The following is a 13,727-nucleotide window of genomic DNA, read 5'->3' on the forward strand; positions in this document are numbered from 1 at the left end:
GGGTGCGGGATCGGCCCCCTCCTTTCGCATCCGGTTTCGCGCGACGGGCTGAGGCGCCCCCCTGCTTCAGTCCGTCGGCACCCAGAATTGGAGCTTCACGTGTCCGAGCCGGGCATTGTGCCGGACCGCCCCGGAGGCCACGCCGCCATTGGCAAGAATCACCTTACGCGAGGCCTCATTGTCGTCGTCGCAGGTGATCAGGACCCGCGAAAACCCTTCCTCACGGCAGACGGGCAGGATCATGCGAAGCGCCTGGGTGGCATAGCCGCGCCGCTGCTTCCACGGCACGATGGTATAGCCGATATGGCCATAGGCGCTGGGCGGCAGCTCTTCCGTGCCACGCTGGAAGCGAAAGCCGATCCGGCCGCAGAATTCTCCGTCGCTGATCCAGAAGTCGTGCGCGGGCAGGCGGGGAACCTCCCGCCCGTCGGCCAGCCGGATCATCGGGCTGTTGTAGAGATCGTGCAGGAAGCGCTCAGGGTTGCGGCGCAATTGCCGGAGCTGCTCGCGGCTGACATCCTGGTCGGTGTTGGGCGACCAGCCGCGGGCGAGAGCGTCTTCGTAAGCAGGCAACCAGGCAAGGCTTGGACGCAGGAGGGTAATGTCGGTCATGGCGCCCGAAGGTGACATCAGGCTGCCATGACGGCAACAGGCTTACACCGTCACCTGGGTTCCCACCTCGACCACGCGCCCAGTGGGAATCTGGAAGAAGTCCGTAGCGTCGCTGGCCGATTTCGCGAGGCTGATGAACAGCTTGTCCTGCCAGAGCGGCATGCCCGACTGGCTCGCCGGCCGGATCGAGCGCCGCGACAGGAAGAACGACGTCGCCATGATGTCGAACTTGAAGCCCTGCTTGCGCAGGATCGCCAGCCCGCGCGGGATGTTGGGCGTCTCCATGTAGCCGTAGCTCAGGCGGATCCGCCAGAACGAATCGCCCACATGCTCGATGGAGACGCGGTCCTCGTCCTCCACGCGGGGAATGTCCGCGCTGTTGACGGTCAGGATCACGTTCTTTTCGTGCAGCACCTTGTTGTGCTTGAGATTGTGCAGGAGGGCGGCGGGCGCAGTGTCCGGATCGCTCGTGAGGAACACGGCCGTGCCCTTCACCCGGTGCGGCGGGCTCTTCTCGAGCATCTGCACCAGCTCGACGAAGGGCACGTCGACCTTGCGGGTTTTCTCGAACAGGATCCGGGTTCCCTTCACCCAGGTGAACATGACCAGGAAGAACGTGCCGGCAATCAGCAGGGGCACGTAGCCGCCGTCCAGGAGTTTCACGAGGTTCGAGGACAGGAAGGTGAGGTCGATGAGCAGAAGGGGGATCATCACCAGCCCGGTCTTCACCGGACCCCAGCCCCAGCTCCGGCTCATCACGACGCAGGCAAGCAGGGTGGTCACGACCATGGTGCCGAACACCGCGATGCCATAGGCGCTGGCAAGGCTGCTCGACGAGCCGAACAGCACCACGAGGGTCACAACCGCAGCAAGCAGCAGCCAGTTCACACGCGGCAGATAGATCTGCCCCTGGTGCGTCTCCGATGTGAAACGCACTTCGAGGCGCGGCAGGATGCCGAGCTGGATCGCCTGCCGGGTCAGCGAGAAGGCTCCGGTGATGACAGCCTGGCTCGCCACGATGGTGGCGAGCGTCGCAAGGATGACCAGCGGCAGAAGCAGCCACGGAGGCGCCAGCAGGAAGAACGGGTTCGCGATGGTCTCAGGGTTCGACAGGACAAGGGCGCCCTGGCCGAGATAGTTCAAGGCAAGGGCCGGAAAGACCACCGTTCCCCAGGCCATGCGGATCGGCTTGCGGCCGAAATGGCCCAGATCCGCATAGAGGGCCTCGGCTCCCGTCACCGCAAGGCAGACGCTGCCCAGGATCGCGAAGGCGGTTCCTGGATGCGTGACCAGGAAGGACACCCCGTAATACGGGTTGAAGGCGAGCAGCACCTCCCAGTCGTCGGCGATATGCAGGACGCCAAGACCCGCCATGGTCACAAACCACAGAAGGGTGAGCGGCCCGAAGAAGGCCGCTACCTTGCCGGTGCCGCGGCTCTGGACGGCAAACAGGCCGACGAGGATCACCAGGGCGCCCGGCAGAACATAGCTCTCGAACGAGGGGGCGACGAGCTTCAGGCCTTCCAGGGCGGAGAGCACGGAGATGGCCGGGGTGATGGCGGCGTCACCATAGAACAGGGCCGCTCCGGCCATGCCCATCACGAGCACGGGCAGGCTCCGGCGGCCGAGGGCGAGCTGCGTCAGGGCGACCAGGGTCAGAGAGCCGCCCTCGCCCTTGTTGTCAGCCCGCAGCAGCAGAATAACGTATTTGACCGTGACCGTGAGGATCAGCGCCCAGAGCAGCAGCGACAGGATGCTGATCACCAGTTCGCGGGTCAGGTCGACCGGGACACCATGATGGCCTCCGGTGGCGGCTGCCACCGTCTCACGCATGGCATAGAGCGGGCTGGTGCCGATATCGCCATAGACGACGCCGATGGCGCCAAGAGTCAGGGTCCAGAAGCTCGCCTTGTGGTGGCTTTCGGGAAGAGTCGCCTCTGGGACTGCGGAATCCGCATGTCCGGGAACGACGGCGTGCTGTTCTGCCATGGGTGTTTTTCTTTGCGGACGTGTCCGCGGACGGCCCTTGTTCAAGTCATTTTGCAATCGACGAAGGGCGCCCTTTTCAAAGAGCGCGGCGGCCGTCATTGCCGGCGCGGCAGGCTTCTAGCATATCGTGCCTGAGCTTAAAACGGAATTTCTCTCAAGGTTCCATGGTCAAGCTTGCGGCTTCATTCGGCAGCGTCGCGACCGGGCTGGCCGTAGTTCCTGTCGATGTAGTCGATGACGATCTTCTGAAAGTCCTGGGCCAGCGTCGGCCCGCGCAGGGTCATGGCCTTCTTGCCGTCGATGAAGACCGGGGCCGCCGGCTGCTCGCCGGTGCCGGGAAGCGAGATGCCAATATTGGCATGCTTCGACTCGCCCGGCCCGTTCACGATGCAGCCCATCACGGCCACGTTCAGGTTCTCGACGCCCGGATGGGTGCGGCGCCATTCCGGCATCGAGGTGGAGATCCAGGTCTGGATGTCGCGCGCCAGCTCCTGGAACACCGACGAGGTGGTGCGCCCGCAACCCGGGCAGGCGGCCACCAGGGGCACGAAGGTGCGGAACCCCATGGTCTGAAGCAGTTCCTGGGCTGTTTTCACCTCCACGGTCCGGTCGCCGCCGGGCTCCGGCGTCAGGGAGAAGCGGATCGTGTCGCCGATGCCCTGCTGGAGCAGGATGCCGATGGCGGCGGAAGAAGCCACGATGCCCTTCGAGCCCATGCCGGCCTCGGTCAGGCCGAGATGGATAGCGTAGTCGGAGCGGCGGGCGAGATCCTGATACACGGCGATCAGGTCCTGCACGGCCGAAACCTTGGCCGAGAGAATGATCCGGTCGCGTGCGAGGCCGATCTCCTCCGCGCGGGCGGCCGACAGCAGCGCTGACTGGATCATCGCCTCGCGGGTGACCCAACGCATGTCTCGCGGGCGGGCCGAGGCCGCGTTCTGGTTCATCAGATGGGTGAGCAGCTCCTGATCGAGGGAGCCCCAATTGGCCCCGATGCGCACGGCCTTATCGTGCCGGATCGCCTGTTCGACGATCGCGCCGAACTGCCGGTCCTTCTTTTCCTTGAAGCCCACATTGCCGGGGTTGATCCGGTACTTGGCCAGCGCCTCGGCGCAGGCCGGGTGATCGGCGAGAAGCTGGTGGCCGATATAGTGGAAGTCGCCCACGAGGGGCACGTCGACGCCGAGCCGGTCGAGCCGTTCGCGGATCCTCGGCACGGCGGCTGCCGCCTCGTCGCGGTCGACCGTGATGCGCACGATCTCGGAGCCAGCCTGGGCGAGCGCCGCCACCTGGGCGACGGTGGCGTCCACATCCGCCGTGTCCGTGTTGGTCATCGACTGGACCACGATGGGCGCGCCGCCGCCGACCATCACGGAGCCCACACGCACGCCCACCGTGCGGTGGCGCGGCGCGGGACCTGCCGAGCTCTCGGAGGCGGGATCGGTCTCAGGAGACGAGATGAAGGACATGCTGCAACCCACGACGGCAGCTCCGGGCTGCCGCCGTTTAGCTGATGCCAAAAGCCCCCGTCGTCAAGCGCGGCTTAGAGCATCAGACCCAAAAGTGGATCTGCGCTTTTAGGATTCATCCGAGAACATCCTGGCAGTGCTGGCACCGCCCGGTGATCTCAAGGGCGCGGCTCAGGGGCTGATAGCCCTGCTCCGTCAGCACCTTGCGGACGGTCTCGGCCACGTCGGAGCAGGTGATCTCGGTTGCTTCGCCGCAGCCCTCGCAAATCAGGAAGGCTGGGATCCTGTGGCTGCCGGTGCTGGCGATGTAGGCGTTCCGGCTAGCCAAGCGATGGGCCAGCCCCTGCTCGATCAGGAAGTCGAGAGCGCGGTAGACGGTAATGGGGGCCATCCTCCGCCCCTGGGATGCCAGAACATCCGCAAGGTCGTAAGCGCCGAGCGGCTTGGGGGCGCCGAGAAGCACCTCGAGCACGCGCCGGCGGATCGGCGTCAGCCGCACGCCCTTGGCCCGGCACAGAGCCTCGGATTCCGCCAGGGCTTTCCCGGTGCTGGAAGCTTGGGACACCTGGAAGCGAGCATTGTCGCCGGGAAGGGGGTGCTGCAGAGACGGAGCGTGGACCATCGGGATCCCTCTTCGAATAAGGCTGAAAGCGGTACGGCGCCACACCTGCAAATCAGGTGCATCCACCTCGTTCATATAGGTTATAACACTACCTATTTTGAGGGGTAAACAGCAAACTCGATGGTCAGGGCGATAAAATGCCGGCCTATCTCTGAAGCCGGATCACGGCTGCCTGAAACGCCAGACGCTCGATTTCTTGATATCGGAATCCTCAAGGGTGCGGGTCACCGGCACCTCAAAGGCGGCTAAGTTCTCAAGCCTGTCCTTCGGCAGGTAGCTGCGCCCAGGGTCGCCGATCAGGACCGTCGCACCCCGGTTGCTCAAGGCCAGCAGCCACTCGATCACGCGGGCGGCGAGATCCTGCTCGTAGCAGATGTCGCCGGCGAGCACCGTATCCCATCCCCCGTCCTGCCCGACGATGTCGGCGGCCAATGGAGTGACGGCAACGCCGTTGGCCTGCGCATTCACGCCGATGGCCGCGACGGCGAAGGGGTCGATGTCGCAGGCGGTCACCTCGGCGGCGCCTGCCTTCATGGCCGCGATGGCCACAAGCCCTGAGCCGGAGGCGAAATCGAGCACGCGCCGGCCACGCACCGTCTCGGGTTGATCGAGGATATAGCGCGCCAGCGCCTGCCCTCCGGCCCAGGCGAAGGCCCAGAAGGGGGGAGGAAGGCCGATCTCGCCCAGTTCCTCCTCGGTCTTCTGCCACAGCTCCGTGGCTTCATCCGCCACGTGCAGCATGATCTCCGGTGCATGGGGCACCGGACGGAGCCGGGTCTCGGCGAGGATGAAGGCGACCGGATCGGCGATCATGAGGCCAGCATGGAGCGGTACAGCTCTTTGACGCTCTCCATGACGTCCCGTTCCGTGAAACCGTCGAGAACCCGGGCGCGGGCGGCCTGGCCCGTGAGGGCGAGGCGATCCGGCTCTTGAGCCAGGGTGATCAAGGCCTCGGACAAGGCTGCGGCATCGCCGGGCGGCACGAGCAGCCCCTCGACATCGTGCCGCACGAGGGTCCGGCAGCCGGGCACGTCCGTGGTGACGATGGCACGACCGCAGGCGGCCGCCTCCAGCAGCGTGCGCGGCAGGCCTTCGCCGCCGCGGGAGGGCAGGCAGGCCACATGGTGCTCACGCCAAACACCCGCGATGTCCCGCGTCGCGCCATGCCAGGCGATGCCAGGCTCCGCGCTCCAGGCCTTCAGGGTCGCTTCGGGAATCGCCTTCGGATTCGACGGGTCAGGAGCCCCATAGAGGGAGAGCTCGATGGGCGCGCCATTCGCCCGCGCCATGCGAACCGCCTCCACGGCCACGTCGATGCCCTTGGACCAGAGCATGCGGGCAACCACGGCGACCTTGAGCGGCGGCTGAACCGGCAGAGGCTCAGGCTTGAGGGCCTCGGGATCGACGCCGGCGCCACCCAGGATGGTGACGCGGGCCTCGGCCGGATCGAGGCCAAGAAGCTTCGGATCGTCGGTGTTCTCGAACACGTACCGGGTCCGGCCCGTCTGGAGGCCGCGCATCAGCAGGCGGATCGCCCGCTGCGACAGGCGCCCGACCGTGTCGGTACGGGTGCCGATGAACCCAAGGCCCGTGAGCGCATAGACCCGTCGCCCGACACCGGCGAGCGTAGCGGCAAAACCACCGAGCAGGATGCCCTTGATGGCAATGCAGTGGACGATATCGGCCTTTTCGGCCTTGAGGATCGCGGCCAGCTGGCCGGAGGCATCGCCCATGGTGATGGGGTTGAGGCTGCGGCGCTCGATGTCGAGCGGCACGACCTTCGCGCCCAGAGCCTCGATCACCTCCCGGTGCGCCCGCACCCGTGTGACTACCGTCACGGCAAGCCCCAGCTCGCGGGCGGCTCTCACCATCGGCAGGAAGTGGGAGGCGAAGAACCAGTCCTCGGTGACGACGAAGACGAGCTTGCGGCCTTGAATGTCAGGAGAAGGAATGGAGGGCAAAGGACGATCCGGGTGAAGCAAGGCGTCCTTGTAACCCCCCCGCGCGGGGAAAGGGAACTCCCCCTGGCGGCACCCGTTGCCGTTGTCTTGATGAACGGGAGCGTCGCAGATGGAGGGCTGGCTGCCAACGATCCTGGCAACCATTGCTGGAATCCTTTCAACCTCAAGCTTCGTGCCTCAGGTGCTGAAAGCGTGGCGGGAGCGCGACACGCGGGCGATCTCCAAGCACATGTATATGGTTACCGTCACGGCCTTCGTCCTGTGGACGGTTTATGGATTCCTGATCGGCAGCTGGCCCATCATGATCTTCAACCTGCTCAGCCTGGGATTGAGCGCCACCATTCTCATCCTCAAGATCCGCAATGATCGAAGCCAGCCCCGCGCGTCAGGAACACGCAGGGAACCCGAAGTGGCGCGACCCGGTTGACGTTCTGCTCTTCAGACAAGGCGCGCCATGCTGCTGGAACCCAACGCCACCACCGAGAATATCGTCGACCCGCGGGATGCCGCCGAGACGGCGGGCCTTCGTTACGTCTCGGATGAGGAGCCCGGCATCCGGCGCAAGAAATCCGGCAAGGGCTTCACCTATACGAAGCCCGACGGCGCGAAGGTTGCAGATGAGGCGACATTGGAGCGCATCAAGTCACTGGCCATTCCGCCCGCCTATACGGACGTGTGGATCTGCGCCAAAGCCAATGGCCATATCCAGGCCACCGGGCGCGATGCCAAGGGCCGCAAGCAGTACCGCTACCATCCGGCCTTCCGGGAGGTTCGCGAGAGCACGAAATACGAGCACATGCTCGAATTCGCCCGAGGCCTTCCGGCGATCCGCAAGACCATCGACGAGCATATGAGCCTGCGCGGGCTGCCGCGTGAGAAGGTTCTGGCGACTGTGGTGCATCTGCTCGAGAACACCCTGATCCGCGTCGGCAATGCCGACTACGTGAAGCAGAACAAGAGCTATGGCCTCACCACCCTGCGCGACCCGCATGTGAAGGTGGAGGGCGGCGAACTGCGCTTTCAGTTCAAGGGCAAGAGCGGCAAGACCTGGAAGCTTCAAGTGAAAGACCGGCGCATCGCCAGGATCGTGAAGGCCTGCCAGGACCTGCCGGGGCAGGATCTGTTCCAGTACCTCGATGAGAACGGTGCGCAGCAATCGATCACCTCCGCCGACGTGAACGCCTATCTCAAGGAGATCACCGGCCGAGACATCACGGCCAAGGATTTCCGTACCTGGGCCGGAACGGTGCTCGCCGCGCTTGCCCTCAAAGAATTCGAAGAGTTCGACAGCGAGGCCAAGGCCAAGAAGAACATCCGCGCCGCCATCGAGAAGGTTTCCGGACGGCTCGGCAACACCCCGAGCATCTGCCGCAAGTGCTATGTGCACCCGGAGGTCTTCACCTCCTACATGGACGGCGAGCTTCTACTCGATATCAAAGAAGAGATCGAAACGGAGCTGCGCGAGGATCTGCCATCCCTCAAACCCGAAGAGGCTGCCGTTCTCACACTGCTGCAGGAGCGCCTGTCCCGCGAGGTGAAGAAGCAGGAGGAGGCGAAGCCTTCGAAGAAGCGTCGCTCCCCGGTGCGCAAGGCGCAGGGCAAAGTTCAAGCCGAGATGCGGGCTTAAACCTTATCGTCATCCCGGATGAAGCGCAGCGAAGATCCGGGATCGTGAGACGAGAATGCGCTGGAGCCCTCCTCCCCCTTGTGGGGAGGAGTTGGAGGTGGGGGTGTGGGCGCTACACTGGTTCAGTTCCACGTCGGCACCCCCACCCTTAGTCCTCCCCACAAGGGGGAGGGAAACCCGCGCTTGATCCTGCGTGCGATCCCGGATCGCCTGCAGCGTCCGGGATGACCACCTGTATACCCGCCCATATTCATAGGCAGTGGGTTGACCCTTGGCATCTTGCATGATCCATCGCGCTCCTTCGGTGGCTTGGGGGGATCCCGCGATGAGAGTAACGGCGGCTGTTGCGCTTGCGTGCTTGATGGCGGGCGCATTCTCACCTGCTTTGGCTCAGAATACGCCGCCAAAGTCCTGGCCCGAGGTGAAATGCGAGCGCTACGGGAAGGCCTGGACAGAAGCGCTTGCCCGGCGGGGGAGGCAGGGCCTGAGCCCGGAATTCGTCGAGCGTCACGAGGCCTTCCTTGCATCAGGCTGCACGGCACGGGCCGATGTCTGCCCACGATCCACAGAGGAGCTCGACTTGGCCAACGTCATGGTGGTCGCGGCCATGAATGCCGGCACGGCGAGCACCTTCCCGCCTTTCGCCTGCCGCAAGTGATCGGCGACTCGGAATTTCAGCTGCTCGAACATTTTCCTCCCTCCTCGCGTTAGGCCTTCGCTCCCTTCGGTCAGCGAGGCTCCCATGCGCATCCACCACCTCAATTGCGGCTGCATGTGTCCGGTGGGCGGACGGCTCTGGGATGGGGTGAGCCGCGGGCTGACCGCTCATCTGGTCTGCCACTGCCAGCTGATCGAGACAGATCGCAACGGGCTTGTGCTCGTCGATACGGGCATCGGCGCCCGTGACGTGGAGGATCCCTACGAGCGCCTCAGCCCGCTCTTCGTCCACGTCAATCGGATCCAGCTGGAGCACCGCTATACGGCGCTCGAACATGTGAAGAGCCTCGGCTTCTCCCCGCGCGACGTGCGCCACATCGTGCTGACGCATCTCGATTTCGATCACGCGGGCGGCCTGGAGGATTTCCCGGATGCGACGGTGCATGTCCTGCGCGCCGAGCTGGAGGAGGCCGAGGTTCGTCAGGGCTTCATCCATCGCCGCCGCTACCGCCCGGAGCAATGGGACGGCGTTCGCGACTGGCGCTTCTACGATCCGACCGGCGAGCGCTGGTTCGGCTTCGGCTCCGTGCGCGACCTCGACGGCCTGCCCCCCGAGATCCTGATGATTCCCCTGCCGGGCCATACGATGGGGCATGCGGGCATCGCCATCGACACGCCGGAGGGCTGGCTGCTCAATGCGGGCGACGCCTATTTCCACCGGCACGAGATGGACGAGGATCCGTCCTGCACGCCGGGGCTCGCCGCCTACCAGAAGCTGATGGAGGAAAACCGGCCGCTGCGCCTCCACAACCAGGAGCGCCTGCGGGACCTGGCGAACGATCCTCGTGCCGATGTCAGGATCTTCTGCAGCCATGACCCAGTCGAACTTGAGGCGCTGCAGCGCCTGAGCACCGGATGGCGTCCGCTGCGCTCGGAGCCTATGTCAGGAATGCAGACCTACTAGCCCGCCGAACCCCTGGTCCTGGCCTGCCGCCGCCCTAAAAGCAGGCAGGTACGTCGACAAGGGGAAAGCGGATATGGAATTTGATGCCCTTCTGCTCTCGCGCATCCAGTTCGCGTTCACGATTGCCTTCCATATCATCTTTCCGGCTTTCACCATCGGGCTTGCCAGCTGGCTCGCGGCGCTGGAGTTCAACTGGCTGCGCACGGGCAACCCGCTCTACCGCAATCTCTTCCGCTTCTGGGTGAAGGTTTTCGCGGTTTCCTTCGGCCTCGGCGTCGTGTCCGGCATCGTCATGAGCTATCAGTTCGGCACGAACTGGTCGCGCTTCTCCGAGTTCACCGGCAACGTCCTCGGGCCCGTCATCGCCTACGAGGTCATCACGGCGTTTTTCCTGGAGGCGGCGTTTCTCGGCATCATGCTTTTCGGCTGGGAGCGCGTCGGCGACCGTCTGCATTTCTTTGCCACCTGCATGGTGGCCTTGGGCACGCTCATTTCCGCCTTTTGGATTCTCTCCGCCAATTCCTGGATGCAGACGCCGGATGGTTTTGCCATCGAGAACGGCAAGGCGGTTCCGGTCGATTGGTTCAAGGTCGTGTTCAATCCATCCTTCCCCTTGCGCTATGCGCATATGGTGATGGGCTGCTACCTGACGACGGCCTTTGCGGTCGCCGGCATGTCCGCCTGGATGCTGCTGCGCCATCCGCACGATGCGCCGGAGGCGAAGCTCGCCGCCTCGCGGCGCTCGATGTCCATGGCGCTGTGGTTTGCCACCATCTTCGTGCCGGTCCAGATCATCATCGGCGATCTTCACGGCCTCGGCGTGCTGAAATATCAGCCGACAAAGCTGGCAGCCATCGAAGGCAACTGGGACCGCATGGCCAACATGCCGCTGCGCCTCTTCGCGATTCCCGACGAGGTAGCGGAGACCAACCATTACGAGATCGGCATTCCGAAGATCGGCAGCTGGGTTCTCACCCATGCGTTCGATGGTGTCGTGCCCGGGCTGAAGGAAGTGCCGCCCGAGGATCGTCCTCCGGTCTGGCCCGTCTTCTTCTCGTTCCGCATCATGGTGGCCATCGGCTTTGCGATGTTAGGGATAGGCCTCTGGAGCCTTTACCTGCGCTGGAAAGGCACGCTGTTCACCAACAGAACCTTCCTGACAGCTGCCATGATCATGACGCCCTCGGGCTTCGGCGCGGTGCTCTTCGGCTGGTTCACCGCCGAGATCGGCCGCCAGCCCTGGGTGGTCTACGGTCACCTGCGCACGGCGGATGCGGTCTCGCCGATCACGGCAGGAGCCGTCACCGCATCGCTCCTCACCTTCGTCGTCGTCTATGCCTTCGTGTTCGGCTTCGGCTCGTACTACCTCGCCAAGCTCCTGCGGCGCGGCCCCGACCCGATCGAGGATATTCGCGGCGAGGATCTCGGCAAGAAGCCGAAGCGTCCGTTCTCCGTGCCGGATGAAGGCCTCGAAGGACGCCCCGGCGACAAAGCCCTGCCTGCGCGATAGGAGACGGCACCATGTTCGGTTTTGGCACGGAATACGAAGGACTGGCCTTCTGGCTGCCGCTGATCTGGTCGGGCCTCATCGCGGTGGCGGTGGCCATGTACGTGATCGTCGACGGCTTCGATCTCGGCGTCGGCATCCTGTTCAAGGCCGCCCACACGGAGAACTGGCGTGACCGCATGATGTTCTCCGTCGCGCCCATCTGGGACGGCAACGAGACCTGGCTCATCCTCGGCGGCGGCGGGCTCTTTGCCGTGTTCCATGTGGCCTATGCGGTTCTGATGCCGGCGCTCTATGTGCCGATCATCCTGATGCTCATCGCGCTCATTTTCCGTGGCGTGGCGTTCGAGTTCCGCTTCAAGGCGGATCGTTCGAAATTCCTGTGGGACAATGCCTTCTTCTTCGGCTCTCTGCTTGCGACCTTCTTTCAGGGCATGGTGCTCGGCGCCTTCGTGCAGGGTTTTGCCAATGACGGGCGCCAGTTCACCGGAGGCACCTTCGACTTCCTGACGCCGTTCAGCGTGCTCACCGGCATCAGCCTGATCTTCGGCTATGCCCTTCTGGGCGCCACCTGGTGCGTGATGAAGACCACGGGCGAGCTGGAAATCTGGGCGCGGCGCATGGCGGTGCGCTTCCTTCTGCTCACCATCGTGGCCATGGCGGCGGTGTCGGTGTGGGTGCCGTTCCTCGGCCGCCAGATCGAGACGCGCTGGTTTACCTGGCCCAACATCGCCTTCCTGGCGCCGATTCCCCTGATCACGGCCTATGTGGCCTACCGTCTTTTCCGCGATCTGGAGGAGGGGCGTCATTATCGCCCGTTCTTCCTGACGATCGGCCTGTTCCTGCTTGGTTACCTGGGATTGGGCATCAGCCTCTTTCCCTACAACGTGCCGCCGAACCTCACGATCTGGGACACGTCCAACACGGTCAGTTCGCAGCTCTTCGCCCTGGTGGGCTTTGCCATCGTGCTGCCGATCACTTTTGCCTACACGGCCTATGCCTATTGGGTCTTCCGCGGCAAGGTGGCGGAAGAGATCTCGGGCGGCGGCTACGGATATCACTGATGCCGGACGATACGCATCGGTCTGGGGAGCGGCGCGGGAAGCGCCTGCTCTGGTTCGTCTTTCTCTACGTGGCGAGCCTCGCGGTCTTCGCGGGGCTCGTCTACAGCCTGCGGAGTTTGGTGGCTGATGTTTACCGATAGGTGCCGATGAAGCCCTTATCGGTGAGCACGACCCAGCGGGCGCCGCGGCGTTCGATGGCCTCGACCTTGCCGACGCCGGGTAGGATGCCGCCCGGCATGACCTCGTACAGACGACGGTTGCGGCTCTCGACGAGCGCCGCGCCTTTGTAAACCTCGCGCAGCACCCAGCCGTCCACGGGCTCGTTCCTGACCGGCTTCGGCGCGGGCGTCTCTTCGCGAGCTGCCGCCTCAGTGACCGGGGGAGCCGGAGGAGGAGCAGGCGTGGCAGGAGCGGTCGGCGTGGCGGGCTTCGTGTTCAGGCCGGCCAGGGTGGTCATGATCTGGCTTTCCATCTTGTCCAGCCGGCCCTCGAGCGAAGAGAGCTTCTTGGCAGGCTCCTGGAGGCTGATCGCGAGCCGCTCGACCTTGTCGGTGAGCTTCGCCTGGTCCGACTTCGCAGTGGTGGACGAGGTGTGCTCGATCTCCTTGAAGGCCGCAGCCGTGTTCTTGAGGGTTTCGAGGTCGCTGCTCAGGCGGGCCAGGATCTCCTGGCTGCGAGCCGTTTCGGCTTCGAGCTTCTCGATTGCGCCGCGGTTGGCAAGTGTTCCCAGGTAGGAGGCGGACCAGCCGGCCCCGAGCAGCAGGAGGACGATGGCTGCCTGGGCGGCGAAGCGGGAGGCGCCAGGCCGGCGGCCGGCAGCGTCTGAAGCCTTCGCCTCGGAAACTGGGGGCGTGAGCTTGGCGCTCTCACGGGCGCTCTTGATGGCCTCGGCCAGGGCGGCGCTGGCCGGAGAGTCGATCCGGACGATTCCCTCGGACGCCGCGCTGGTCTCTGCCTTGGCTTGGCTGCAGTCCTGAAGACGTTTGTTGATGTCCATATTGCGACCTCATTTGCAGGTCACAGACGGTTAACCACGAATGTTTACCAAAGCGTTATGGTTAAGGTTTTGTCCGCATTGGCAGTCCCCTCTAAACAAAGAGGGAAGGTAACTTTGCGCACACCAGCATATATTTACTAAGAACTTTTTATTGACATAGTTACATATAATAGGGTTACAACAGGTGGCGTAACGGAAAGCGACACCTTAGGGGCATTTCAATACCCATAAGAGTAAGAGCAACGCAGGCCGCTAGGC

Annotated in this window: 14 protein-coding genes; 7 read left to right on the top strand and 7 right to left on the bottom strand. The window is 64.2% G+C overall.

Features of this window, described 5'->3' with window-relative positions:
* Nucleotides 1–66: 66 nt before the first annotated feature.
* The 6 genes from JKL45_RS02840 to JKL45_RS02865 all read right to left on the bottom strand — a co-directional run bounded on the left by JKL45_RS02840 (nt 67) and on the right by JKL45_RS02865 (nt 6,653).
* Complete coding sequence (locus JKL45_RS02840) at nt 67–630, bottom strand: GNAT family N-acetyltransferase (protein ID WP_246498253.1); 564 nt, start codon at nt 628–630, stop codon at nt 67–69.
* Nucleotides 631–654: 24 nt separating this feature from the next.
* Nucleotides 655–2,601, bottom strand: coding sequence for a potassium transporter Kup (locus JKL45_RS02845; protein ID WP_201859588.1), 1,947 nt, complete (start codon nt 2,599–2,601; stop codon nt 655–657).
* A 182-nt stretch (nt 2,602–2,783) separates the two neighbouring features.
* The gene (gene ispG, locus JKL45_RS02850) at nt 2,784–4,070 is read right to left on the bottom strand and encodes a flavodoxin-dependent (E)-4-hydroxy-3-methylbut-2-enyl-diphosphate synthase (protein WP_201859589.1); all 1,287 of its coding nucleotides are present in this window, start codon (nt 4,068–4,070) and stop codon (nt 2,784–2,786) included.
* A 115-nt stretch (nt 4,071–4,185) separates the two neighbouring features.
* A complete protein-coding gene (locus JKL45_RS02855) occupies nt 4,186–4,692 on the bottom strand; it encodes a Fur family transcriptional regulator (RefSeq protein ID WP_201859590.1) in 507 nt (168 codons plus the stop codon).
* Between the two features lie 162 nt (nt 4,693–4,854).
* A complete protein-coding gene (locus tag JKL45_RS02860; RefSeq protein ID WP_201859591.1) occupies nt 4,855–5,505 on the bottom strand; it encodes a class I SAM-dependent methyltransferase in 651 nt (216 codons plus the stop codon).
* Entirely contained in the window at nt 5,502–6,653 is a 1,152-nt protein-coding gene (locus tag JKL45_RS02865; protein ID WP_246498255.1) for a glycosyltransferase family 4 protein, read from the bottom strand. Before JKL45_RS02865 ends, JKL45_RS02860 begins: the two co-directional genes overlap by 4 nt.
* Before the next feature lie 109 nt (nt 6,654–6,762).
* Here JKL45_RS02865 and JKL45_RS02870 point away from each other — a divergent pair, with 109 nt between their 5' ends.
* From JKL45_RS02870 to JKL45_RS02900, 7 genes are all read left to right on the top strand, one after another.
* Complete coding sequence (locus JKL45_RS02870) at nt 6,763–7,080, top strand: SWEET family sugar transporter (RefSeq protein WP_201859593.1); 318 nt, start codon at nt 6,763–6,765, stop codon at nt 7,078–7,080.
* A gap of 27 nt (nt 7,081–7,107) precedes the next feature.
* Nucleotides 7,108–8,280 (top strand): DNA topoisomerase IB, encoded by a 1,173-nt coding sequence (locus JKL45_RS02875; protein WP_201859594.1) that lies wholly within the window; start codon nt 7,108–7,110, stop codon nt 8,278–8,280.
* Between the two features lie 325 nt (nt 8,281–8,605).
* A complete protein-coding gene (locus tag JKL45_RS02880; RefSeq protein ID WP_201859595.1) occupies nt 8,606–8,938 on the top strand; it encodes a hypothetical protein in 333 nt (110 codons plus the stop codon).
* 84 nt (nt 8,939–9,022) lie between these two features.
* Nucleotides 9,023–9,901, top strand: coding sequence for an MBL fold metallo-hydrolase (locus tag JKL45_RS02885; RefSeq protein ID WP_201859596.1), 879 nt, complete (start codon nt 9,023–9,025; stop codon nt 9,899–9,901).
* 73 nt (nt 9,902–9,974) lie between these two features.
* Entirely contained in the window at nt 9,975–11,411 is a 1,437-nt protein-coding gene (locus JKL45_RS02890) for a cytochrome ubiquinol oxidase subunit I (RefSeq protein WP_201859597.1), read from the top strand.
* 11 nt (nt 11,412–11,422) lie between these two features.
* Nucleotides 11,423–12,472 carry a cytochrome d ubiquinol oxidase subunit II gene (gene cydB / locus JKL45_RS02895; RefSeq protein ID WP_201859598.1) on the top strand — a complete coding sequence of 350 codons (1,050 nt, stop codon included), beginning with the start codon at nt 11,423–11,425 and terminating at the stop codon, nt 12,470–12,472.
* Nucleotides 12,472–12,612, top strand: a complete 141-nt coding sequence (locus JKL45_RS02900) for a hypothetical protein (RefSeq protein WP_201859599.1) — start codon at nt 12,472–12,474, stop codon at nt 12,610–12,612. The genes cydB and JKL45_RS02900 overlap by 1 nt, the downstream gene beginning before the upstream one ends.
* Here the strand turns inward: JKL45_RS02900 and JKL45_RS02905 are convergent.
* Nucleotides 12,603–13,469 carry a hypothetical protein gene (locus tag JKL45_RS02905; RefSeq protein WP_201859600.1) on the bottom strand — a complete coding sequence of 289 codons (867 nt, stop codon included), beginning with the start codon at nt 13,467–13,469 and terminating at the stop codon, nt 12,603–12,605. The genes JKL45_RS02900 and JKL45_RS02905 overlap by 10 nt on opposite strands.
* Nucleotides 13,470–13,727 lie beyond the last annotated feature (258 nt).

This window comes from Microvirga soli (assembly GCF_016734765.1).
In the GTDB taxonomy this organism is placed as follows: Bacteria; Pseudomonadota; Alphaproteobacteria; order Rhizobiales; family Beijerinckiaceae; genus Microvirga; species Microvirga soli.